We start from the raw sequence: 23745 nt of genomic DNA on the forward strand, positions 1-23745 counted from the left end.
TTTTTAAAAATTTTTCTGTTTCATCTATTCATGTATTTTTGTAAATTGAAACTATGGGTTCCATAATTAAGTATAAAGGCAAAGTCCCGCAGGTGGGCGAGCGCGTGTTTATCGCCGAAGGCGCATGCCTCGTGGGCGATGTGAGCATTGGCGATGATTCGTCCGTGTTTTACAATGCGGTGTTGCGTGCCGATTTGGCAGAAATCAAAATTGGCAAGCGTACAAATATCCAGGATAATGTGAGTGTCCATGTTTCGACGGGTGTCGGGGTAAGCATTGGCGACGAGGTGACTGTTGGTCATGGTGCGGTGCTTCACGGCTGTACAATCGAAGATAACGTTCTCGTAGGCATGGGTGCAATTATCATGGATGGAGCCCTTATCATGAAAAATTGCATCGTCGGTGCGGGTGCGCTTGTGACGGCAGGGAAAAATTTCCCTGAAAATTCCCTGATTGTGGGATCTCCGGCGCACATCGCTAGAACACTGACTGCAGAAGAAATTAAGAACGTAAAGATCGGCGTAGAACACTACTTGGACGCAAAGGATGAACTTCTAAAAGATGTATAAGTTCTTTTTCCTAATAAATCCGGTGAGTGGAGGTGGACAAGGAAAGGTTATCCATAAATTTCTTCCTGAAATTATGGAGTCTATGGATTTTAAGGCCGACGAATGGAAGGCTGAATTCACGCGCAAGGAAGGAATGGAAGAGCAAATTTTGACGGCTCTTTCTTCGACGGAAAAACTTGTTGCAGTGGGTGGCGACGGTACGGTTTCGTCGGTTCTTTCGATGATGCTTGTTTCGGCTCATGCTGATAAAGTTCAGATTGGGCTTATCCCGCTGGGCACAGGCAATGACTTGGCTCGCGTGCTTGGTTTGTACAAACCGTTTGCCGATAAGGGCCTCTTGTACTTGGTGCGTAGGCTCTTGATGGCGAAGTCGAGACCATTTGATATTTGGACGGTGAACGGCAAGTATGCACTAGCCAATTATTTCTCCGCAGGTATTGATGCCCGTATTGCGCATGATTTTAACCATGACCGTGCTACGGGGGTTATTTCCTCGAATTCTGTGATTGCAAATAAATTGCATTACGTCAAGCGCTTTTTTGCAGACCGCGCCTATCACTTGAAAAGCGGAAAGATTTCGATGGTCGTCAATACGCCGGAACTCAATGAAACGGTGGATTTGACGGGCCATACGACGGTCATTGTTGGGAACATCCCGAGCTTTGCCAGTGGCGCGAATCCGTTCTTCCAGTCCGACATGGCGGATGGCTATTTGGAAGTGGTCTGCGTGCCGAACATGATGAACTTCTTGCTTGCGATTGCAGTCGGGAACATCCCGGTCATTGGGTACTTCTTGAAAAAGAACTTACTCAAGTCGCGTAAAGTGCGCTCGCTGACGCTTGAACTTGCGGATGACGAATACATCCAGCTCGATGGCGAAGATTTAAGCGGCAAGGTGGGCAACCGCGTTACCATTCAGTTTGCATGTCAAGTTCACATGCTCACGCTAGAGGAATAATGTTTTCGGTTTCTTTATCTGAAATTCTTGAAACGATGAATCTTAAAATGCCTTCGAACGAGGGCGTTTTAAATTTTGAACTGACTGGATTTTCTTCGCTCGATCAGGCGGGACCGCATGATGTCTCATTTTGGACGGGCGACGCCAAGACAGAAACGGGGCTTGCAGGGAATGCCGGTGGCGTGAGCACCAGTGCTTTTGCGGGCGTTACGGCAGGGCTCCTCTTTGTGCCGAGTTTGTACGAAAAGTATTGCGTAGATGGTCGTTCGGAACTCTTGCCGAATGTGCATTTTGTATGCCCGGTTGAAAGTCCGTACCATGCGATGGTGACTTTCATGAAGGAATTTGTGGAACGTCGTGAAGTTTTTGAAGAAACGAAAATTGCTGCTTCTGCACAAGTTCATGCTTCGGCAGTTGTCGAGGGTGTGGTAGGCGAGAACGCTATCATCGGCCCGAATTGCGTGGTGATGAAGGGCGCTACGATTGGCGCAGGTACGATTCTTGAAGCAAATGTGACTGTTTACCCGCGTGTGACAATTGGCGAAGATTGCGTGTTCCAGGCAGGCGTTGTCGTGGGACCTCGTGGTTTTGGATTTTACGAGTACGAAGGCAAGCGCCGTATGGTGCCGCATTTGGCGGGTGTCCGCATTGGGAACCGCTGTAGCTTTAGCGCTAATGACGTGGTTGCGGCGGGCTTTGTCTCTCCGACGGTGATTGGCGATGATTGCCATTTCGATACGTTTGTGCAAGTGGCGCATAACTGCCGCCTTGGAAACAACATCATGATGGCTTCGCAGTCTGGCGTGGCGGGTTCCGTGATTATGGAAGATGACGTCGAATTCGCTGGTGGCGTGCAGTCGGCGGGGCATTTGACGATAGGCAAGGGAGTGAAAGTTGCCGCCAAGGCGGGCGTGACCAAGAGCCTCAAGGCGGGCAAGGTTTACGCGGGCTACCCGGCCGAAGAAATTGACGTTTGGCGCCGCTCCGTCGTGAAACTCCGAATGATGGGCAAGAAATAATTTTATAAATTCCCGTTATCTAAATGAAAAAAGATTCTCGTAAAAGCCCGCGTGAGTGGGAATTTAGTTCTGCGTCTTTGTCTTATGGCAAGGCGAACGTAAAAATTGAAGTCCAGGAGTACAATCCGCAACTGGAGCCTCGCGTCGAATGGCGTGTGGGCGGTCGTGCTTTTTACAGTACCGATTGCGCAAAGTGCTTCACGGATTTGAAGTTCAGCGTGGCCCGTACTGCAATTTATGAATCGGGCGAAGGCACTCATGCGTTGACGCTTGCATCCCCGGAACACCTTGCACCAGTATTCTTGATGTGGCCGTCTCGCCGCTTTGTGGTGGATGTCGCCTGCAACGAAGAAGGTGACAAGGGTTGTGTTGCTGAAGTTCCGCTGATGGACGGCAGTGCGCTTCCGTTCTTTAGCGAATTTCGCAGAAATGTGGGTGCGCCCGAAGAACTCGCTTTTTACGATGTCCCCGTACATGCGGCGTGGGACTTGTTCCGTACAGATGTTGCGGATTCCGCTCAAGCTCAAAAGCCTTACGGTTCCGTGAAAATCACGCCGAGCGAAGCGTTTGAGGTGGAATACATCCTGGAACGAAACGAAAACGGTCGCGTCTTTAAGTCGGCGGCGAATGTTTCCATTTACTCGGCAGAAGACTTGTACAATGTCTTTGTGGCGAGAACTTTTATTTTAAAAAACGAATTTGACGAAGCCCGCAAGGCAGGTTTGCTTGGCGGGGTGGATGAATCCTGTGGGCTCTTGCTCGACAATTCTCCGGAAGCTTCGGCTCTCGTGTTTAGAGTTGCCGATGAACCCGCTCGTCATAAAATCCTCGACCTGTTGGGAGACCTTTGCTTTGCAAAGCCCGCACTCCCGAAAGTTCGTCTGGAAATCATCAACGGTGGTCACTTGAGCCACAGAACAATCTTAGAAAAGGTGTTGCCCTATGCTTTACAATGAAGAACAAGTACATGCCCTCCTCCCTCAGAAGGCTCCGTTTGCTTTCGTGGACGAAATTCAGGAAATCACCGAAGGTGACCAGCCGTCTATCGTTGCTGTTTGGCACGTGACGGGCAAGGAAAAGTTCTTTGACGGTCATTTCCCGAACAATCCGGTGCTCCCGGGCGTGATTCAAATCGAATCCATGGCTCAGGCCGCAACGCTCTTGACGATGATCGCGAAGAAGGCTGATGTCGAAGGCAAGCGCCCGGCATTCATGGGTGTCGAAAACTGCCGCTTCCGTGCTCCGGTGATTCCGCCGCAGGACTTGACGCTTAAGGCTACGCTCGTGATGGCTCGTCATGGCATTTACAAGTACACTGGCGAAATCTGGCAGGGCGAAACGCTTATCTGCAATGCCTCCTTTAGCGCTGCAATGGTCTAATTTAGGCTGTGTTATGACGCGAGCTAACGATAAATTGAACGTGTTGATTTTAGCGGCTGGGCTTGGCACAAGGCTGAGACCTTTGACGTCGGAAATCCCGAAGCCGTTGGTTCGCGTTTATGACAAAAGCATTCTCGAAATCCAGATGGAGCGGGCGAAGTCGCTTGGCGATGTCCGCTTGCACGCGAATGCACATTACCTGGCCGACCAGATTGTAAGCGAAGGCGAACGTCTTGGCTTCGAAAAAGTCTGGGTCGAAACGCCAGAAATCCTCGGAACGGCAGGCCCCTTGCGCCGGATTTATGCGGCGGGGTATCGCGGTGGCCTCTTGATTATGAATGGCGACGCGTACTGCAATTTTGACTTGGGTGCTTTTGTGCGGAATGCACGAAATCGCTGTGAGGCCGCACTCCTGGCGGTCGATTTCCCGAAGGTAAACACGTTCCGCGTGGGTGCGGATGGTTGCCTTGCGGGTGTTGCCGGACGTTTCGGTGCCGACACGGGAACGGCTGCGACGTTCTCTGGAATTTCGTGGTACAGCGATGAAGCTTTGTCTCGAATTCCTGACGGCGAATTTGATATCCGTGAATTCTGGAAACAGGAAATTGCGGCTGGCCGTGCGCCGTTTGTCGATATGTCGCAGTTGCATGCCACGTGGATTGATATGGGATCGCCTGAAGGCCTCATGGCTGCTGTGGAAGCGCGTTTGTCGGAATGTGGTCGCGACAAGAATGAAGCTGTTGTGGAACCCGGCGTTGTCATTCCTGACGGTGTGAAAATTGCGCATTCCGTGATTTTTAAAGGTGCCGAAATTCAACCCGGCGAGACCATCGAAAACGAGATCCGCGGTCGCGGTTTTGTTTGGAAAGTTTAAATTATGAGAAAGTTTAGAGTAGTACTTGTTGAACCGGAACACCCGCACAATGTGGGTTTTGTCGCACGTGCCATGCATTGCTATGCATTGCCGGAACTTTATATTGTCTATCCGAAGCGCGACAAAGTCTTGGACAAATCTTACCATACGGCCGCCAATAGCCATGACATTCTGGATAACGCCAAGGTCGTCCACAAGTTTGAAGATGCCATTGGCGATTGCTCTTGTGCTGTCGCATACAGCCGCCGCATTTTTGCAAGTTCCATCAAGCATACGATGGTGCAGAACTTGTCTGACATGCTCCCGGAAGACGGAACGATTGCGCTTGTGTTCGGTCGTGAATCTTGCGGGCTTGCGCTTGAAGAAGTGAACGCCTGTACGTACCAGTGCGAAATTCCGGTGCCGGGACTCATGAGCTTGAATCTTGGACAAGCGGTCTCGATTAGCTTGTACGAGCTTTGCCGTTCCGGGGCACTCGCGAACGGCGAGGGCCGCGCGAAGCGCACAACGCGAGGCGTTGCCGAAACGGGCCCTGCAACCATTCAGCAGATTGACGGTTTCAAGAAGTTCCTCGACCGCTATCTCACGGGCCAGTATCACGATCAGGCTTGGCGCGATAGCTTCCTTAATACGCTTTTGCAGCGTTTGCACCCGACGCGCAACGAACTTTCGGCTCTGTTCGGTTTGCTCCGCAATTTAGCAGGCAAGCCCGCTCGTTTGGAACATGCCGCTGAAAAGGCTGCAAAGCAAGCGGCGCAGAGCGCTGAACAGGATGAAACGCCGAAAGCCGAAAACTCAAAGAAGTCCAAGTAGCAACACCGCCGGAGATGGACATGTACGAAATCTTGCCCTACAGTCATGAACAGGAATTACGCTGGGATCGTTTCGTCATGGAAAACTCCATGAACGGAACGTTCTTGCAGACGCGCCGGTTCTTGAACTACCATCCTGAAGGACGATTTGCAGATGCATCGTTCTTTGTGGAAAAAAGTGGTATTGTTGTTGCTGTTGTTCCTGGCTGTAGCATCGATGGCAGATTCGTGTCGCATCAGGGTTCGACTTTTGGTGGTCCCGTCATTTCCAAAGATTTTTATTCGGGCAACAAGATTCTTGAAATCGTCAAGGCCATTGATGATTACATTGTCCAAAATTTCAAAAGTGTCAAGCTAAAACCGACCTCTCGCATTTTTGCAACAGTATCGACAGATTTGTTGGATTATGCGCTTGAGCACTCTGGCTACAGTCGCCATACGGAACTCAGCTGCTACACGCCGCTTGTTAAAGGTGTTGATCCACTTGAAATTTGCAAGCGCGAATGTCGTCATAATTTTAGACAAGCTGAAAAATTGAATCTGACATACGGCGAAATTCCCGATAGCGAAATGGAAAAATTCTACGACTTCCTTGTGCTTTCAAAGGCTCGTTACAATACCAAACCAGTCCATTCTTTAGCGGAATTGCGCGACCTCAAACAGAGATTCCCAGAAGATGTTTTATTCCGCGGCGTTTGGCAGAACGGCGAATATTTGTCGGGGATGATGATTTTCAGTTTCAAACAAGCGAAGGCTTTCCATTTCCAGTACCTTGCACCCGATGATTCCAGGCGTGAAACGAATGCCTCAACAGCGCTATTTGTAAATGCGATGCGTGAGGCTGCTCAAGTTGGGTGTGAAAAGTTCTCGTGGGGAATTTCAACAGAAAATGGCGGCGCTTATTTGAACGAAAATCTTTACCGATTCAAGGAATCGTTCGGCGCAACCGCCTGTGTGAACGCTAGATACGAGAAGTAGCTTCTTTCACAAAATCTTTGTACTCGTAAATGTAATCGGATTCGTCATAGTGTTCCGATGCGAGTACCATGCAAACAGCGCCCGAAGAGAAATTCTCGATTTCGCGCCAGTGCATTGTCGGAATGTAAAGCCCGTGATAGGAGCGGTTCAGGGAATATTTGGAACGCCTTTTGCCGTCGTCCAGAATCACGTCAAAGCTACCGCTTGCAGCGATAATCAATTGACGTAGCTTGCGATGCGCATGGCCCCCGCGGGTTGTTCCGCCAGGAACGTCGTACAGGTAGTACAAGCGCTTGATATCAAACGGGATGAGTTCTCCGCCTTCGACAACGCTCAAGTTGCCACGTTGGTCGTGAGCAATCGGGATATCAATTAAACGCGGTTCTTTAAGCTGTTCTTCGTTCCATTCCATGCCCTTAATATAACAAAACCATCTCAAAATGAGATGGCCTGCGTAAAAAAGAACCTGTAAGGTTGTTGTTTTCTGTAAAAACAAATGTGAACTATTATAAATAATAAAAATGTAACGAAATCTTTAATGAAAACGGACGTTTACGTTACATTCTGTTCCGATTTTTCATAGCCATTGCGCTATTTGAAGAACTTTTCGTTTTTTTGAATTTTTCGATATTTTTATGGTATATTCTTTATAGGAAATAAAAATTCATTTAACGTAAACATTATTCCAAGTTGGAATACTAGAAGTTGGAGTAAATAAATCATTACTAAATTCTTGCGGGATGTTCCATTTTGAAATATTCGACTTATTTTAGGTGTAAATATAGGATTGGGTTGACATGAGACTTTTCGATGAACATGTAGTCTTGCGCTTTGCGCTATTGTTAGCGTGTTTTCTGTTTGCAGAAACTATACCAGATATTCTGAACTTTACAGAACACGTCTATAACTTTATACCGTACTTTTTGGCGATAGTTTTTTTGGCGTATGTCGCCTTGTTCTATAAATTCCCGATGGATGGCCGGAAAATCCGTAATGATGTGGATATCCCGGAACCGAAGGTCGTCGAACCGATTCGCGACCTGAAAAAGGACCTCCTTGAAAAAGATGAAATGTTCCAGATGATGATCGATGTGTCGTCGGATGGATTTTGGACGTTCGATGTGGCGTCGGGGAAGGTTTATTGGTCCAATCGCGTTGCCAAGTTGCTTGCCACCGATAGCGCAAGCCTAGAAGATTCCTTTGAACCTTTGAAAAAGCGCGTGATTGAAAGCGACTGGAATGCCTTCCGTGAACAGCTGAATGCCGCTTTGCAGACTTTGGGAACTTTCTCATGCAACCTGACTCTGCTTGACGCCTCCAAGAAAAATGCAAAACTCGTGATTAGTGGGCGTGTTCAAAGTAACGACTCTGGCCGTCCGATTCGCGTGATTGGTTCTTTGACGGAACAGGTTGATACCAAGTCTGCTGAACGCGAACGCTATAATTACGTTTACCAGGATGCGCTTACAGGCGTTTATAATCGCAAGTATTTCCTCGAAAAGCTAAAAACCGATGTCGATATCGCGGCAAAGCGCCCGGACTATGTTTTTGCGGTAGCTCTTTTGGATATCGATAGCTTTGGTGCCATCAACGCTTCGTACTCCATCAATATTGGCGATAATGTTCTCCGCACGATTGCAGACCGTTTAAAATCAATTGCACGCCCCGATGACTGCGTGGCTCGAATTGGTCCTGATGTGTTCGCCGTTATTTTGCACAACATCCAGAGCCGTGACCCGAATGACGACTTGATTCCACTTGTCCGTAATATTCATAACAAAGTTAAGTCTCCGATTTCGCTGGAAGGCAAGGATTTGTACATCAGTGTTTCGATGTCGATTGTCGTGAACCAGGATGTCGATTGCGTCGAAGATATTCTCGCCAATGCAAATGCAAGCCTTCGCGATATGAAGAAGGGCATTAACCATGGCGGTATCCAGTTCTTTAGCGGCGGCATTCGCGAAAAGGCGATGAAGCTTTACAAGCTCGAATTCGAAATCCGCAGGGCTATCCAGGCACAAGAATTTGTGCTGATGTACCAGCCGATTGTCGATATTCAGGCGGGCAACAAGATTGTGGGCTTTGAAGCGCTTGTGCGCTGGAACCAGTCGGAACGAGGCATTATTTCGCCGGCTGAATTTATCCCGATTGCCGAAGAAACGGGCCTTATTGTGCCGATGGGTGCGCTCATCTTGCGCATGGCTTGTAAGCAGACCAAGCAATGGGTGGACATGGGCTATAAGGATATCCAGGTGGCGGTGAACTTCTCGGCAAAGCAGTTCTCGATGGATTCCATGGTCGACGATGTGCGCCGTGTGTTGACCGAAACGAACTTGAATCCGCGCAACTTGAAGCTCGAAATTACCGAATACACGGCCATGTGCGAAGCGGACAAGACGATTGAAATCATGCGTGCGCTTTCGAATATGGGCATCCAGATTTCGATTGATGACTTTGGAACGGGGTACAGTTCACTTTCGTACTTGAAGCGCTATCCAGTGCATACGCTCAAGATGGACAAGTACTTTGTGGATCACGTGGCGGATAACGAAGAAGATGCTTCGTTTGCCCGCATGGTGATTGGCATTGCGAAGTCCTTGAATTTGGATCTCATCGCCGAAGGCGTTGAAACGAAGGAACAACTCGACTTCTTGTACCGCGAAGGCTGCCACTTGATTCAGGGCTTCTACTTTAGCAGGCCGCTCAATACGGATATGGCGCTAGAGTACATGAAGGAACATTACAATGTTCCGACGCAGGGATCCAGCTTCGAAACGGAACCGGAAGCCGTTAAAGCTTAAATTCCGTAACACGTTCTAGTGTTTTCGCGACAGTGATGGTAGAGTTCTTCTACGGGCACGTTTTTTATTTCGGCGAGTTTGTCGGCGATAAACGGGATGTAGCCAGAGTGGCAGGGCTTGCCGCGGAAGGGGACGGGCGCCATGTAAGGGGCGTCGGTCTCCAAAAGCATCTGGTCGAGCGATACGAGCGCTGCTGCGTCTCGGACATTTTGCGCGTTGTTGAACGTGACGATTCCCGTGAATCCGACGAAGATGTTTGCGTCTAGCTGAAGGAGTTGTTCGACGAATTCAGGCGTGCCTGTAAAGCAATGAACGTGAACGTTGCGGTCGTGTAAGTTCGCGGTGCGGAGCACGGCGAGGGCGTCATCATCGGCTTCGCGGAGGTGGAGTACTAGAGGCTTGCCGCTTTCGATACCGAGCTGTAAATGACGCTCGAAAAGCTTGACTTGTGCAGCCTTAGTCTCGGCTCCGTAATGGTAATCGAGGCCGAATTCACCGCAGGCGACGCACTTGGGGTGCTTCAAGAATTCCATCATCCGGGCTTCGTCTTCGGTTGTTTCTGTTTCGACGTACTCGGGATGGATGCCGTAAGCGGAGTAGACGAAGGGATATTTTTCGCTGAGTTCGCGAGCGTGGTCGAAGTCTGCCGGGTCGCAGGCGACATGGATAAATGCTTCGGGCTGTGCAATTTTGGAGGCGGCTGCTTTTTCTTTGGCGGAACTGCGTTCGGTCGTGAAGTTGGCTGTGTGAAAGCGCTCTAAAAGCGCGTCAAAGGATTCGCCCGCATGGCGCTCGTAAGAATCAATATGACAATGAGTATCGATGAACATTTGGTGAATTCGGAGCGTGATTGTCATTCCCGCCCCGGAACAGAGTTCGGGATAAACTCCAGCGGGAATCTCCTTCTCTTTTAATGAAATGGAGGTGCCCGCTCGGTGGCGGGCATGACATATTTAGTAGTTAACCTCTAATATCTCGTAAACAATCTTTCCGCGGGGGGCTTGGACTTCGACGGTGTCGCCGGCTTTTTTGCCTTGCAAGGCTTCGCCGATGGGGGACTTCATGCTGATGCGGCCCTGGAGCGGGTCGATTTCCTTGTCTCCGACGATGCTGTAAACTTTTTCGCGCTTGGTCTTCTTGTCGACCATCTTGACAGTGGCGCCAAAGCGGATGGAACCGTCCTTGGTGGCGGCGTTTTCGACAATCTGTGCGCCATCCAAAATGCGGTCGAGTTCACGCAAGCGGCGGTCAATTTCGCGCACGCGCATACGCCCGTAAGTGTAGGCGGCATTCTCACTACGGTCGCCTTCGGCAGCGGCGGCTTGCACCTGGTTGATCATTGCCGGGCGTTCGACATATTTGAGATGTTCCCATTCTGCCTTGAATTTTTCAAAGCCTTCTTTCGAAATCAAGTGTTTCATGCGGTAAAAATTAAAAAATTTGCTGTTTATGGTTTGTAACATCAAAAAACTTTAATCGTCATTCTGAGGGGCTTGCCCCGAAGAATCCTGTTGCTTATCGGTAGCTTTACTGGATCCTTCGCTAGCGCTCAGGATGACGCGTAAGCACATTGCTTAGAATGACGTAAGGATATGACTACTCTAATAGAATCAAATAATCTATATTTGAAAAAAACTTTGTTTGAGAGAGTCCTATGATGTTGAAGAATTTATGGTGTGGAAAGATGTCTTTGCGTGGGTGCGTGGCTGTTGCGGCTGTTTCTGGTTTGCTTTTGCTTGCTGCTTGTGATGAAGATAGCGGTACTAGCGCTCCGATTAACAATGAGTCTGAATCCAGTAGCAGTACAGATTCGTTGAATTCATCTTCTAGCAGTAGCGAGGAATCCAGCAGTGGCGTTGAAGAAGTGTCCTCTAGCAGTCAGGACGGATCTTCGAGCAGTTTATCTGCTGCGCTGAATTGCTCAGTTCTTTTAGAGGGTGAGACCGGCTGGAGCTGGGACGTTCCCAAAGAATGTCGCTTCAACCCAAACATCACCTACGGCACCATGACCGACTCCCGCGATAATAAGGTTTACAAGACTGTGAAAATCGGGAACCAGGTGTGGATGGCTGAAAACTTGAACTATGCTGATAGTGTCAAAACTCCGAGCTTGTTGGAGCGCAGCTGCTGTTATGACAACAAGGCTGAAAATTGTGCCGTGACTGGTCGCCTTTATACTTGGGCGGCGGCGATAGACTCGGTGAAACTCGCGACCGACGCCGACAATCCGCAGGACTGCGGTTTCGACAAGAGCTGGAACTGTACGCTCCCGGCAAAGGTGCAGGGCATTTGTCCCGATGGCTGGCACTTGCCAACGCAAGAGGAATGGATCACTCTGTTTGCCGAAGTAGGTGGGGAATTAGGGGCTGGTAAGATTCTCAAAGCTCAGACGGGATGGGATGGTACAGACAGCGTGGGATTTTCTGCCCTCCCTGCAGGAGGCCGGGGCAATGGTGGCCAATTTGGCGCTGATGGCAATTCCGCTTACTTCTGGTGCTCTAATTCTGCGGGTTCGTTCTACGCCTCTTACATGTCCTTGGACTACACCGTGTATGCAGGCCTAGAGCCTGGCCTCAAGGAGGCCGCCTTTTCAGTTCGTTGTCTGAAGGATTAGCCGGGGCGTTACGGGGCTGGCGATTGAAGCCCCGTTCGAGGGGGTGATGGAAGACCCGGCGTTTTTATTGTAACAGGGATTGGCGACCCCGGCACGGTGGCCGGGGTGACAATGTAAGCCGGGGCTGCAATCAGGGGGAGGCTTCCCCCTTTTATAGTCTTTGGTCCTTCGTCTATATTTACTATCTTTGGCTCGGTTATTTAAGAGGTGATATGGTTAAATTGAGAAGGAACGAATCGAAGTACAAACGCTTAAGCCGTATTTATTACAATAGGATGTTTCCGAGGCGTCAGGATGCCATGCGTGTGGCGTGGTCTGTGGCGGCGGGCGTCTTTATTGGTATTTGGCCGACGATTGGTGTTGCCATTATTTTGACGGTTGCGTTCTGTGCCTTGTTCCGCCTTCCGAAGGTTCCGGGGATTGTCTCGTCGTTTGTGGCAAACCCGCTGACTCAGTTCGGCTTTTTCTACCCGACGGGTTATATGCTCGGGTGTAAGATTGTCCATCCGGAGGCGATTAAGTTTGACTTTTTGGAAGAATTCCAGGGGCTTTCGTTCAAAAATTTCACGACGGTGATTGGGCATTTGTGGAATGATGCTGCAGACCACCTGTTGGCGTTCATGATTGGCATTACAATTGTCGCTGCTATTGGCGGCGCCATCTTCTTTTTTCTAGCTTATTTCATCGTAAGTTACAGGAAGAAAAAATGGATTGCGGCAAAGACGGGTTATATCCATAACTTGATTGCCGAAGACGAAGTTTTAATCAAAGAAGCACACAAAGGAAAGAAACCTATGATGCACATCTATCCGTTCAAGGCTTTGCGTCCGGTGAACCCGGCTGAAGCTGAGACTATCTCTGCGCTCCCTTACGACGTGATGAATCGCGCCGAAGCCAAGGCTATGGCTGAGGGCCTTCCGCACTCCTACTTGCGCGTGACGCGTGCCGAACTCGAACTTCCGGATTCTGTCGACGCTTACGATCCGAAGGTTTATGCCCACGCTCGTGAAAATCTCGACAAGATGATCGAAGACGGCGTGATCGCTTTCGACCCGAAGCCGTGCCTCTACGTTTATCGCCAGACGATGAACGGTCGCGAACAGTACGGTCTTGTGTGCTGCGTTCCGGCTGCCGACTACTTCAACGGCACCATCAAAAAGCACGAACTTACCCGCGCTGACAAGGAAGAAGACCGTTTGCGCCATGTGCTCGCCACGAACGCCAATACGGGTCCGGTGTTCCTCACTTACCGCGACAACGGCCAATTCGATATCTTCGGTGCTGTGACCAAGCGCAAGCCTGTTTACGACTTCGTGAGCAAGGGCGACGGCTTTGGCCATACCGTTTGGATTATCGACGACGATGCCGAAATCGAAGCTATCCGCAAGTCCTTTGAATCTGTTCCGGTAAGCTACATCGCTGACGGTCACCACCGCAGTGCTGCTGGCGCTCGCGCTGCCAGCTACCGTGCTGAACAGAATCCGAAGAACACGGGCGACGAAGAATACAACCGTTACCTCGCTATCCTCTTCCCGAGCACCCAGCTCAAGATTTTGGACTACAACCGCGTGCTTAAGGACTTGAACGGCCGTACGCCGGAACAGCTCATGGAAGAAATGAAGCTTGTGTTCGACATCGAAGAATTGCCGAGCATGCAGAGCCCGAGCAAGCAGAATCAGGTGAACTTCTACATGGGCGGCAAGTGGTACGCTTGCACGTTCAAGGACAAGTTCCTCAAGAATCTTGGCCCGGTCGACAGCCTTGACGTGGCTCTCCTCCAGAAGCTCATCTTGAAGCCGCTCTTCGACATCGACGATCCGCGTACTTCCAAGCGCATCGACTTTGTCGGTGGCATCCGCGGCCTCGGCGAACTTGTGAAGCGCGTCGATAGCGGTGAATGCGCCTGCGCATTTGCTATGTATCCGACCACGCTCGATCAGCTCATGAGCATTGCCGACGCTGGCGAAATCATGCCGCCGAAGAGCACTTGGTTCGAACCGAAGCTCCGTGACGGTCTCTTGGTCCACACGCTCGACTAATTGCTAGTAAGCCGCGCCGAGATGCGCGGACTTTCTAAAGTGAAATTGGGAAATCCTCGAATCAATCGGGGATTTCCTTTTTTGATTGAATGACTCTTTTTATATTTGCGGCATGGCATCACAGACGATTAAAATTCAGTATCTTGACGAATCGATTCCTAAGCTTACCTATGTTGGCGGCAAGTCCGACTGGATTGACCTTGCGGCGGCAGAAACTGTGACGCTCAAGGCGGGCGAGTTTCGCCTGATTCACTTGGGAGTTGCGATGAAGTTGCCCGAAGGCTACGAGGCGCATATCGCTCCGCGCAGTTCTACGTTCAAGAACTTCGGCATCTTGCAGGCGAATTCTGTGGGCGTTGTTGATTCTAGCTACTGCGGCGCAAATGACTGGTGGAAAATGCCCGTGTACGCGACACGCGATGTCATCATTGAAAAAGGGAGCCGCATAGCGCAGTTCCGCATTATGGAAATACAGCCAACGCTCACGTTCGTGGAAGGCGCGCTTGATGGCGCCGACCGCGGTGGCTTTGGCTCTACTGGAATTTAGTTTTTAGAATGTGTGCTTCCACTGGAAGCCTAGGGCGTAGAAGTACCATTCTCGACCTGTCTTGGTCATGAAGGGTTCGTGCGCATCGTCTTTGTATTTTTCAAGGAAACTGCGACGGCCCCTAAAGTCGGCTAGCACATACAAAATGTCCTTTTGGCTGAGCTTGATTTCGGCCATAGGCCAAATATCGATGGTCATAAAGTCGCCTTCGTAATTGCGCGAGAAGTTGCCGTAATCGCTTGCTTGGTAATTGCCCCAAAGTGTTGTACCGACACCAACCGTTGAGACCTTGAGCGGCATCTGGTAGCCCAGGAAATATTCCTGTTCGTACACCCATCCGCTAGCCTGGCCGTAGGTGTTTCTCCATGTCCAGACGGATGATTTTGTACCCGTCATTTTTTGGTAACCGACTTTGTATGAGGCTGTTGCGACGACGTGGTGCCAATCGCCTTCCCAAACAGCAGCCAAGTCGAACATAAAGCAACCGCTTGCCCAGGTATAAAAATACCAGTGGGCAAATGGGGTCAAGTTCTCGTATTTGGGCTTGGATTCGTCAAGCTTGGCGAGACCTTGTATGTCATCGGTGAGCCCCCAGCCTGTGCCTATGATTCCGCCGATAGCGAATTCGAGGAATGCAATCGGTGAAAATGTTACAGACGCTAAAGGTGCAACGGTGACAGGGGAGAGTTCTACCCCGAGGTTAAATGTTAAATGGTTGTCTGCAGTAAGTTCATCGGAACCCTTTAAAAAAGGCATGGTATAGGTGGCGTTAAATTCTGTGACGAGTTCGACGCCATCGTAAATACCGCTGAGCCCTGCAAAGTGCGAAGAACCCGTTTTGGGGGTTGTCTCTGGATAATATCCTAGCGATGTCAACAATGAATAATTTAATGGCGATTTCTCTTTTGACGATGTTTCTTCGGCAAAAAGTGCAGTACTGCAAACGGTCATTAATAAGATTGAAATAAACTTATTCATACAAAACATCCTTTAATCCAAATAGCCCCCCCCTTGCGGGGGTAATAATAAATTAGTTAAAACGAAACTTTACCCTTGAAAGTCAAGCTGCTGAAGTCTCGGTATAGACCGTACGTGCCATCTCTGCCTTGGGTTCCTTTAATATAAATGTCGCCAATCATACTGAGCGTAATGGCGTCATTGAGCTGGTAATCCACTTCAACTTCGCCTGCTGCAGAGCAAGCGCAAAATTCAAGTGCACCAGAGCCAGAAACGGTAAGCGTTTCGTTCAAGAACGACTTTTCGACGCTGAGCGTTACCTGATGTTCGTATCGCTTGCGGTCCAAGTAGTTCTTGTAGTTGAAAACGTAGTCCGAAATATACTGTGCCGTAATGGTCAAGCTACCAATAATCGGGAAGGAGTAAGTCCAGTCGACACCGACAAGGCTTAAGAGCTGGTCCCTGCGCCTGCTTGTGTAGCTATGTTCTTCATTGAGGCTTTTTTCAATCTGGTAATCGGCAGATGTCTGGATATGGCGCTTAGGGAAGTAAGCTGTTTCCAAACGGAATACGAAGTCTCCAACGGGGATTGCCGCATCGGCACCGACCATAGCCATACGTCTGTATTTCCCTGAAACGGTGAATCCTTCAAGGTTTGGATCGTCATTGGCATCTTCGTACATCAGAGGGCTGTATTTGAAGAATGGCGTGTCGTCCCAACCGTAGAATCCGTACAGCGACAAGTCCATCACAGAAGTGTAGAGGCTTGCGCGGAGCGCGTATTCGCTGTTGGAAAGACGCTTCTTGGGTAGATCAAAATTGTCGTAGTAATACGGACTGTAAACATCAAGTCCATCTACGTTACTCGGGAATACGCGCGAGCGGAGAGGGTTCTTCGATGCTATCGGGAGAATACTCGGTGTAAAGAACGGAATGTAATACGCATCGACTTGTGCTTTGTCTGTCAAAACAGACAGGCGGACTGCATCGACTCCGAGCTTGGATTCGTTGTAGTCATTTGCGACGACGCTTGATTCATCAAAGGGACTCACGACATCTGTAATCTGGATGTCGTCGGCTTTACCCCACGAGACAATCTGGCGACCGATACGGAGCGCAAATATTCCGGTTTTCCAGTCGATGTAGGCTTCTCTCAGCTTCAAGGCGAAGGAACCGTCATCGGCGACGAATCCGGACATTCCGTTTGATGCTTGGGTACTGATGGCGTCGTGGACAAATTGACCGTTCACGTAAACCATCCCCTCGTCAAAGAACGTTTTTATGGTACCGTCGAAAATCGTCTGGCCAAGCACAAAATCGTGTTTTAAGTCGTTAGAGTTGGCAAGGGTTACGCCAGCTTTGGTCGTAAGGCTTCCGTTAAAAGTGGTTTCTTGCGCATAAAGCGAAGGTGCGGAAAAGTGGGTGATTGCCGCTAATGCAATAGCGGGGGTTATCGCCGTTAAAAAAGAATGCTTATTCATACTTCCTCCTTTTCTTTGCCAAAGGGCTTTGCTACATGTAAAAGAGCGGGGGTGATCGTGTAGTCGGCAACCAAAGCACTTGAAAGACCGACGATAATGAGAACTCCGAGAACCGCCAAGAAGTGCATGGGGCTGAACAGGTAAACGCTGAACATGGAGCACAGAATAACGGTTGTCAGGAACATGGTGGCTCCAATTTCGCGGAAGGTCGTTTCCATGGCCTTTTCGCTAGAACCCATTTGTTCATATTTCATTTTCAGGTGTGTTGTCAAATGGATTGTATCGTCAACTGCAATACCTAAAATCATGGGCATCACGGTGATGGTGCTGAAGTCAAGGGCATAATTGAAATACCCCATGACGCCACCCACGAGAATGACCGGAGCCACGTTCGGAATCATGCCGATAAGACCGAGCTTAAGGCTAGAGAAGGCGAAAACGAGCATAATGGCGATGATGACAAGTGAGAATCCGAAGGATTTCAGGCCGCCAAAGATAATGCGGTTGCTCATTTCGGAATAGCGGATCATGTCGCCAAGCAAGGTGCATTTGGCGCCAGGGAAAAGCTCGGTGAGTTTTGCCTTCAACGCTTCCATATTGGCAAGAGCTTCTTCTGTGGCGAACTGCGTCATGTCTACGCTGACAACGGTTGTCTTGAAATCGTCATCCATGACATCGCTGAAGTCGTTGTGCATTTCGATAGAAGAAAGTTCCATCAGCTGTGCAAGTACGTATTCATCTTCAGGGACGGTGTACATTGAATCCTTGCCCTCGTTGAGGGCGCGGTTCATTTCTTTCAGGATGCTTGTCGCCGAGGAAACACGTGCCTTTCCGCCCGACCATTTGGTGAGCGAGAGTGTGCCGAGATAATCTTCGAGCTGCACGAGCGCTTTCATGTTTTCGGGCTTCTTGAAAGCGCCTTCTTCATCGTAAGAAATCATCACCGTGTAACTGTACTGGTTGCCGAGTTTTTGTGCCAACATTTTTTTGACTTCTTGAATGTATGGCATCTTGTCGCCTGTGATGGTCAGGTAATCGAGCTGTGCCGTGATTTTGAACATCCCCGGAATGAATGCGGCGATAACCAATGCGCTAATGACAATGAATGATTTCTTTCTGTCGTGGACAAACTTAGACCATCTCGAAAAAGAGAGATCCAGTTTTGTAGCTCCGTTCACTTGAGTAGCTCTGGGCGCGCGGTCCTTGCCGAACGAGAGCAGAATCGGGATGAGCACGGTAACGTAGATGTAAATTGCGAGCACGATAAAAGCGGATGTTTTACCCATCCATTCGAGAGGCTTCATGTTCACAAACAGGAAGCTGATAAACGAAGCCATGGTTGTAAGAACTGTGAACAGTACCGGCCATCCGCATTCCTCGACGCACTTGATGGCAGATTCCTTGCGCTTGCCCGTGCGTCTAAAATGCAATTTGAACATCTTGATGTAGTGTACGGAATAGCCGACTGCAAGAGCCATGCCAAGGACAACCGGTAAAGTCACAAGAGCGGAGTCCGCTTTTTCTCCAAAAAACGACATTGCACCAAAGACTGTGGCGATAGCGCTGATCGTTGCCACAGCCGGAACAATCACGCCAAACACGTTGCGCAGGCAAATTGCCAAGAACAAGAGCATCACGACAATGCTGCAGAGGACTCTTACACCATACTCGGGAACTTCGTAACGGTCTTCGTTGGCGCTGTCGTATGGCATACCACCACCGTAAAGCTTGAATCCTTTGTTCTGGAATTCTTCGCTTTCGATGATGTTCATCAGCTTGTAGCCGATGTCTGTTGAAACTTCGGTGTTGTCCCCACCGTACTTTTCTTCGAGCTCTTTTCCTTTGAACGGATGGAGCGAAAGGGAAATCCACGTTTCTTTGCCATCATCGCTGACAAGCGAATTGATGAGCGCATTCGTCTTTTCGCTTCCGCGCATCACGAGGTCGCGTGCTTTTGCAAGCCCCGCGGAATCCGAAGGAATACCGTTTTCATAGGGCTTTACAATCGAAAATCCTTCGTCATTGCCGACAGGAATATCGACTTCGACAATGGAGGTCAGGCGGTCTGCAAACGGAATTTCATCACGCATGCGGTTGCCGATTTTTTCGATGACCTTCAGCATGTCTTCGCTAAAGACATCGCCTTCACCTTGCTTTACTACAAGAACGCCAATCCCGTTCAGGTTTCCGAAGGTTTCTTCATATTTCTTTGTGTTGATGGTGATTTCATCGGAGTTGCCGAACCAGCCTTCTTCGCCCAATGCGAGCGAAAAATTGCTCAAGCCTAAACAGCAAACGACTGTGACTATAAGCAATGCGGCAAGAATCTTCCAGCGGTTGCGAATTTGCGCCTGTCCGACCTTGCCGAAAAATTCGTTGAACTTTTCGACTTTCATAATTAGCCGTCCTTTTCTATCTACTTAATCTGTTCACGTTCAAGAGCGCTTACAGTGAAGTAGCTTTCGTTGACCTTTTCATCGTATTTGAGGTTCTTGACTTCGTAGATGGTCTTGTGGTTTGTCTGGACGTTAGTCATTGTCTGCTTGAGCGTGGTCCAGTAGCCGTTCACCTGTTTGATATCGTCTGCGGTAAGCGTTTTCTGCAAGCGGTTCTGCTTGTCGAAGTATTCGCCCTTCATTACGACGTAGGTCTTCTTGTTCACCCAGGAGACGCGGCGGCTGACTTTAGCCTTCGGGTCTTTGGCCTTGGCTTCCAAAATCCAGCAGTCGATGCCGTTCACTTTTTCTTCGCCAAGGAGGGCAAAGTTGTCCTTGGAGAGGCTGCGGGTGCCGAGATCGTCGTACGTGAAGTCGGTTCCCTGGAAATCGTCGTCCTTGTTGGAGCCAGAAACGCGGCGTACCTTTTTCATGGCTGGGATATAAATCCAGCTGTCGCTGTCGACGGTGGAGCCGTCGGCCTTATCTGGATAGTCGTAGGTGAGGTAGCTGATGCCAGCCACGTCGCGCGGCGTTTTGAACATGAGAACGGTCTTGTCGGTTGTGCCGTCTTTCATGGTGTAAGAGACTAATTCGCGGTTACGTGTCTTGCCGTTTTTATCAATCAAAGTTACAGATACAAGTCCGGAAGATGTTTTCCCGGAAGGTAAGTCATGGACTTTTTTGGCGATTTCATTTGCAGTCTGTGCAAAGCTAGTTGTGAAAAGCAGAAAACTTACGCTAAGAGCGCTCAAGAAAAGATTTTTCATATTTTTCTCCTTCAAAAAATGAAAGGCGGTTTTATAAGAATCGCCTTACTTCTTTGTAAGAAAAATATATCAATTTGTGCAGTCGAGGAACATTTTCTGTAAAAATATAGTCCGAATTGTATTATATGGGCGCTTTTTGTGTTCTAGAGCACGTTTTTCATACCTACTAATTTTACATGAATTTCACTGTTTACTTCCTACTTCCTACTTTCGACTTTCCTATATTTTCCACGCAAAAATTTTTAACAAGGATTATTTTATGGCAAAGATTGCTATTCTCGGTTACGGTAACCTCGGTCGCGGTGTGGAATGTGCTGTGAAGCAGGCTCCGGATATGGAACTCGTGGCTGTTTTCACTCGTCGCGATCCGTCGACGGTGAAGATCCAGACGGCTGGCGTTCCGGTGTTGAACGTCTCTGAAATGGAAGCATGGAAGGACAAGGTTGACGTGCTCATCATTTGCGGTGGCTCTGCTACGGACCTGCCGGTGCTCACCCCGAAGTATGCTTCTATGTTCAACGTGATTGACTCCTTCGACACGCACGCCAAGATTCCGCAGCACTTCGCTGCTGTTGACGCTGCTGCCAAGGGCGCAAACAAGATTGCTATGATCTCTGTCGGTTGGGACCCGGGTATGTTCAGCTTGAACCGCGTGTATGCTCAGTCTATCCTTCCGGAAGGCAAGGACTACACGTTCTGGGGCAAGGGCGTTTCTCAGGGCCACAGCGACGCTGTCCGCCGCATCAAGGGTGTGAAGAATGCTAAGCAGTACACCTGCCCGGTGGAATCTGCTCTCGAAGCTGTCCGTAGCGGTTCCATGCCGGAACTCACCACTCGCCAAAAGCACACCCGTCTCGTTTACGTGGTTGCCGAAGAAGGTGCTGACAAGGCATACATCGAAAATGCCATCAAGACGATGCCGAACTACTTCGATGAATACGATACGACCGTCAACTTCATCAGCGAAGAAGAATTCAACAAGAACCACAGCGGCCTCGCTCATGGTGGTTTCGTGATCCGTACCGGCAAGACCGGCATGAACAAGGAACACACGCACGTGATCGAATACAGCCTCAAGCTCGATTCCAACCCGGAATTCACGACGAGCGTTCTCGTGGCTTACGCACGCGCTGCTCTCCGCATGAAGGCTAACGGCCAGACTGGTTGCAAGACTGTTCTCGACGTTCCGCCTGCATACCTCAGCTCCTTGAGCGACGAAGAATTGCGCGCTCATTGCTTGTAGTCGCCTACGGCTCACGGCTTGTAATAAGACTGTGTATGCCGACCCCGTCCCGGCACAGAGGCCGGGATGACAATTTGGGGTGACATTGCAAAAGAAATTGCCTCGGGTTTAACCCGAGGCTTTTTGTATAAAGGATACGCTGATAACTGCGCCGAAGGCGTATTAATCGTGAATGGTGTTCTTGAGGCTTTCGATCAAGCGGGCAAAGCTCGGGTCGGTTTCCATTTCTTTCTTGACGCTCTTGATGGCGTGCACGACGGTGGAGTGGTCCTTGCCACCAAAACGGGAGCCGATGCTCTGCAAGCTGATGGGGGAGAGTTCGCGCATGAGGAACATGGCGACTTGGCGAGCCTTCGAGATTTCCTTGGTGCCGCGGCCCGGTTCGATGAGCTTGGTTTCGGGAACTTCGTAGTGCTGCGACACGGCGTGGAGTACGGCGTCAAGGCTTACGCGACGACGCAGCGTCGGGGCGATTTCGGTGACGACTTTCTGTGCGATGTTCATGTCGATGTCGTGGCTCATAAGGCTCGACTGGAGCGTGAGCTTGATGATGGCGCTTTCGAGGCAACGCACGTTGCTTGCAATATTTTCAGCAAGGTAACGGATGACTTCGTCGCTGATTTCGAGGTGGCGTTCTTCGGCCTTCTTGTGGAGAATGGCTTCGCGCGTTTCGACGTCAGGCGGCTGGATGTCAACGGTTAAGCCCCAGGAGAAGCGGCTCACAAGGCGGTCGGAGAGGTTCTTGACTTCGGCAGCGGGAGCGTCAGACGTAAGCACGATCTGCTTGCCTGCCTGGTGCAGTGCGTTAAAGATCAAGAAAAATTCGTTTTGCGTTTCGTACTTGCCCGTCCAGTTCTGGATGTCATCGATCAAGAGAATGTCTACTTCGTTGCGGTAGAAGTCCGACATTTCGGTGATGCGCTTTTCTTGCAGGCACTTCATGTACTGCTGCGAGAAATCTTCGGATGTGAGGTAAATCACACGCTTGGTCGGGTCTTCTTCGAGAATGTAGTTACCGATGGACTGGAGCAAGTGCGTCTTGCCAAGACCGGAAGAACCATAAATAAATAGCGGGTTGTACTGCGTTCCATCCGGATTCCTGGCGACGGCGAGGGCGGCGTTGAAGGCGAGCTGGGCCTTGTCACCCGGGACGAAGTTTTCGAAACGGAAGCTGCCAGAAAGCGGAACGCTCGGCTTGATAAATTCGCGGAAAGAGTTGTCGGAGGAGCTTGCTTGCGGCTGGTAAACGTCTTGCGGCTGGAATTCAAATTCTACCGGAGCATCGTCGTGGGAGACGTCTTTCCAGGCGAGGCGGATTAGGTCCTTGTAAGCGGCATAGACTTTGACATCAAGTCCGGGGGGCACTGCGATAACGGCGTGTCCAGGGGTTTGGCTTACAAGCTTGGTCTGTGCAAAATATGTCTTGAATACCGTATCCGACAGCATTCCGTGGAGGTAGTTCAAGCATCTTTCCCATTCAACCTGCATCTTCAATCCTCATCCGATTAATAATCTATCAACAACTAGGCGTTATAATTTAGCTAATTCTTTGGGATGTTGATAGATTGGGAGTGAAATAAACCTAAAAAATTTCTTACTTCTTTGTAAATGAAAATTAACGTGCGCGTTTGGGCCTCCGTGCGTTGGCGAGAATCGCTTAAATTTTGCAAATTTTCTAATTTTTGCTATGATGGTAATAAATACGCTTGTGGAATACAGTTTTTGGACGCCCGTTTTGCTCTGGGTCGGTCTCCATTTTTGGTTTAGGAATGTCTCGTACGTCGTTTTTTTGAAAAAACAGCTCGATCGGGGCGAAAAATGGGCTTACGTGTTGAGCGGATTTGTGAAACACCCGGGGCACGTGAGTTTCTTGCGTTTATGCGATTATCTGTTTACGCTAGTGACGTCGTTTGCTACAGCATCGGCTATTGTATGGACTCTCCAAAAGATTGGGCTTGGTGCTAATGCTTATTATGGATTTATCTCCGTGATTGTTTTTATATGGGTTGCTCATTTGATGAAGCGCAGGACGGAACTCAAGCTTACAGACTTGTTCCAGTCGGCTTTTTATCTGGAGTACCGTTGGGTGAATTATGGGATCCAGCGCAAGGGTATTGCGATGTCGGATGAAAACGTGCGTGACCGTGCGGGATTGAGTTATGCGCATAAGCTCCGCAACGCCGAAGACCATGGCCGTTTTTGGAAGTACGTAAAGTCGATGGCTGCGTCTAAAAAGGTGCCGCCGGAAATGTTTGAGGTGTACTAGCT

At 49.6% G+C, this 23745-nt stretch carries 22 protein-coding genes and 1 pseudogene; 15 read left to right on the forward strand and 8 right to left on the reverse strand.

Features of this window, described 5'->3' with window-relative positions:
• Nucleotides 1–53 precede the first annotated feature (53 nt).
• Genes B7982_RS00425 through B7982_RS00460 form a run of 8 tightly spaced genes read left to right on the forward strand, consistent with a single transcriptional unit; the run spans nucleotide 54 to nucleotide 6590 of the window.
• Nucleotides 54–569: a gamma carbonic anhydrase family protein gene (locus tag B7982_RS00425; protein WP_088659076.1), complete on the forward strand. Its 516-nt coding sequence runs from the start codon at nucleotides 54–56 to the stop codon at nucleotides 567–569.
• A complete protein-coding gene (locus B7982_RS00430; protein ID WP_088659077.1) occupies nucleotides 562–1527 on the forward strand; it encodes a diacylglycerol kinase family protein in 966 nt (321 codons plus the stop codon). The genes B7982_RS00425 and B7982_RS00430 overlap by 8 nt, the downstream gene beginning before the upstream one ends.
• Nucleotides 1527–2546, forward strand: coding sequence for a UDP-3-O-(3-hydroxymyristoyl)glucosamine N-acyltransferase (locus B7982_RS00435; protein ID WP_233138293.1), 1020 nt, complete (start codon nucleotides 1527–1529; stop codon nucleotides 2544–2546). Before B7982_RS00430 ends, B7982_RS00435 begins: the two co-directional genes overlap by 1 nt.
• Before the next feature lie 23 nt (nucleotides 2547–2569).
• Nucleotides 2570–3502 carry a UDP-3-O-acyl-N-acetylglucosamine deacetylase gene (locus tag B7982_RS00440; RefSeq protein ID WP_088659079.1) on the forward strand — a complete coding sequence of 311 codons (933 nt, stop codon included), beginning with the start codon at nucleotides 2570–2572 and terminating at the stop codon, nucleotides 3500–3502.
• Entirely contained in the window at nucleotides 3489–3926 is a 438-nt protein-coding gene (fabZ, locus tag B7982_RS00445; protein WP_014545193.1) for a 3-hydroxyacyl-ACP dehydratase FabZ, read from the forward strand. The genes B7982_RS00440 and fabZ overlap by 14 nt, the downstream gene beginning before the upstream one ends.
• A gap of 13 nt (nucleotides 3927–3939) precedes the next feature.
• The gene (locus B7982_RS00450) at nucleotides 3940–4800 is read left to right on the forward strand and encodes a sugar phosphate nucleotidyltransferase (RefSeq protein WP_088659080.1); all 861 of its coding nucleotides are present in this window, start codon (nucleotides 3940–3942) and stop codon (nucleotides 4798–4800) included.
• A gap of 3 nt (nucleotides 4801–4803) precedes the next feature.
• Nucleotides 4804–5613 (forward strand): RNA methyltransferase, encoded by an 810-nt coding sequence (locus B7982_RS00455; protein WP_088659081.1) that lies wholly within the window; start codon nucleotides 4804–4806, stop codon nucleotides 5611–5613.
• Between the two features lie 20 nt (nucleotides 5614–5633).
• Nucleotides 5634–6590, forward strand: a complete 957-nt coding sequence (locus B7982_RS00460; protein ID WP_088659532.1) for a GNAT family N-acetyltransferase — start codon at nucleotides 5634–5636, stop codon at nucleotides 6588–6590.
• Here the strand turns inward: B7982_RS00460 and B7982_RS00465 are convergent.
• Nucleotides 6574–7002 (reverse strand): FdtA/QdtA family cupin domain-containing protein, encoded by a 429-nt coding sequence (locus tag B7982_RS00465; protein WP_088659082.1) that lies wholly within the window; start codon nucleotides 7000–7002, stop codon nucleotides 6574–6576. The two genes, B7982_RS00460 and B7982_RS00465, sit on opposite strands and share 17 nt — an antisense overlap.
• A gap of 385 nt (nucleotides 7003–7387) precedes the next feature.
• On the opposite strand from B7982_RS00465, the gene B7982_RS00470 reads away from it, so the two are divergent.
• Nucleotides 7388–9391, forward strand: a complete 2004-nt coding sequence (locus B7982_RS00470) for an EAL domain-containing protein (protein WP_088659083.1) — start codon at nucleotides 7388–7390, stop codon at nucleotides 9389–9391.
• Here B7982_RS00470 and B7982_RS00475 read toward each other — a convergent pair.
• Both B7982_RS00475 and greA read right to left on the reverse strand, forming a co-directional pair.
• Nucleotides 9388–10221 (reverse strand): TatD family hydrolase, encoded by an 834-nt coding sequence (locus B7982_RS00475; protein ID WP_088659533.1) that lies wholly within the window; start codon nucleotides 10219–10221, stop codon nucleotides 9388–9390. The genes B7982_RS00470 and B7982_RS00475 overlap by 4 nt on opposite strands.
• A 123-nt stretch (nucleotides 10222–10344) precedes the next feature.
• Nucleotides 10345–10812, reverse strand: a complete 468-nt coding sequence (gene greA / locus B7982_RS00480; protein WP_173565131.1) for a transcription elongation factor GreA — start codon at nucleotides 10810–10812, stop codon at nucleotides 10345–10347.
• A gap of 233 nt (nucleotides 10813–11045) precedes the next feature.
• On the opposite strand from greA, the gene B7982_RS00485 reads away from it, so the two are divergent.
• The 4 genes and pseudogenes from B7982_RS00485 (at nucleotide 11046) to B7982_RS00495 (ending at nucleotide 14591) form a co-directional block, all read left to right on the forward strand.
• Nucleotides 11046–12005 carry a fibrobacter succinogenes major paralogous domain-containing protein gene (locus B7982_RS00485; protein WP_088659085.1) on the forward strand — a complete coding sequence of 320 codons (960 nt, stop codon included), beginning with the start codon at nucleotides 11046–11048 and terminating at the stop codon, nucleotides 12003–12005.
• 212 nt (nucleotides 12006–12217) lie between these two features.
• A pseudogene (locus B7982_RS15185) lies at nucleotides 12218–12700 on the forward strand (DUF2062 domain-containing protein); the annotation flags it as partial.
• Between the two features lie 99 nt (nucleotides 12701–12799).
• Nucleotides 12800–14044 (forward strand): DUF1015 domain-containing protein, encoded by a 1245-nt coding sequence (locus B7982_RS00490; protein WP_369833062.1) that lies wholly within the window; start codon nucleotides 12800–12802, stop codon nucleotides 14042–14044.
• A 112-nt stretch (nucleotides 14045–14156) separates the two neighbouring features.
• Nucleotides 14157–14591: a dUTP diphosphatase gene (locus B7982_RS00495; RefSeq protein ID WP_088659087.1), complete on the forward strand. Its 435-nt coding sequence runs from the start codon at nucleotides 14157–14159 to the stop codon at nucleotides 14589–14591.
• A gap of 3 nt (nucleotides 14592–14594) precedes the next feature.
• On the opposite strand, the gene B7982_RS00500 is transcribed toward B7982_RS00495, so the two are convergent.
• The 4 genes from B7982_RS00500 to B7982_RS00515 are packed head-to-tail and all read right to left on the reverse strand — an operon-like array spanning nucleotide 14595 to nucleotide 20234.
• Nucleotides 14595–15569: a hypothetical protein gene (locus tag B7982_RS00500; RefSeq protein ID WP_144065896.1), complete on the reverse strand. Its 975-nt coding sequence runs from the start codon at nucleotides 15567–15569 to the stop codon at nucleotides 14595–14597.
• Nucleotides 15570–15625: 56 nt separating this feature from the next.
• Entirely contained in the window at nucleotides 15626–17029 is a 1404-nt protein-coding gene (locus B7982_RS00505) for a DUF1302 family protein (RefSeq protein ID WP_088659089.1), read from the reverse strand.
• Nucleotides 17026–19425: an RND family transporter gene (locus B7982_RS00510; RefSeq protein ID WP_088659090.1), complete on the reverse strand. Its 2400-nt coding sequence runs from the start codon at nucleotides 19423–19425 to the stop codon at nucleotides 17026–17028. The genes B7982_RS00505 and B7982_RS00510 overlap by 4 nt, the downstream gene beginning before the upstream one ends.
• Before the next feature lie 20 nt (nucleotides 19426–19445).
• Complete coding sequence (locus tag B7982_RS00515) at nucleotides 19446–20234, reverse strand: outer membrane lipoprotein-sorting protein (RefSeq protein ID WP_088659091.1); 789 nt, start codon at nucleotides 20232–20234, stop codon at nucleotides 19446–19448.
• 259 nt (nucleotides 20235–20493) lie between these two features.
• Between B7982_RS00515 and B7982_RS00520 the strand changes: the two genes are divergently transcribed.
• Complete coding sequence (locus B7982_RS00520) at nucleotides 20494–21477, forward strand: diaminopimelate dehydrogenase (RefSeq protein WP_088659092.1); 984 nt, start codon at nucleotides 20494–20496, stop codon at nucleotides 21475–21477.
• 162 nt (nucleotides 21478–21639) lie between these two features.
• Here B7982_RS00520 and dnaA read toward each other — a convergent pair whose 3' ends face one another.
• Nucleotides 21640–22965: a chromosomal replication initiator protein DnaA gene (gene dnaA, locus B7982_RS00525; protein ID WP_088659093.1), complete on the reverse strand. Its 1326-nt coding sequence runs from the start codon at nucleotides 22963–22965 to the stop codon at nucleotides 21640–21642.
• A 199-nt stretch (nucleotides 22966–23164) separates the two neighbouring features.
• Between dnaA and B7982_RS00530 the strand changes: the two genes are divergently transcribed.
• On the forward strand, nucleotides 23165–23743 hold the full coding sequence (locus B7982_RS00530) for a hypothetical protein (protein ID WP_233138294.1): 579 nt from the start codon (nucleotides 23165–23167) through the stop codon (nucleotides 23741–23743).
• Nucleotides 23744–23745: the final 2 nt, after the last annotated feature.

Origin of the sequence: Fibrobacter sp. UWB2 (assembly GCF_002210425.1) — a bacterium.
GTDB classification, from domain to species: Bacteria; Fibrobacterota; Fibrobacteria; order Fibrobacterales; family Fibrobacteraceae; genus Fibrobacter; species Fibrobacter elongatus.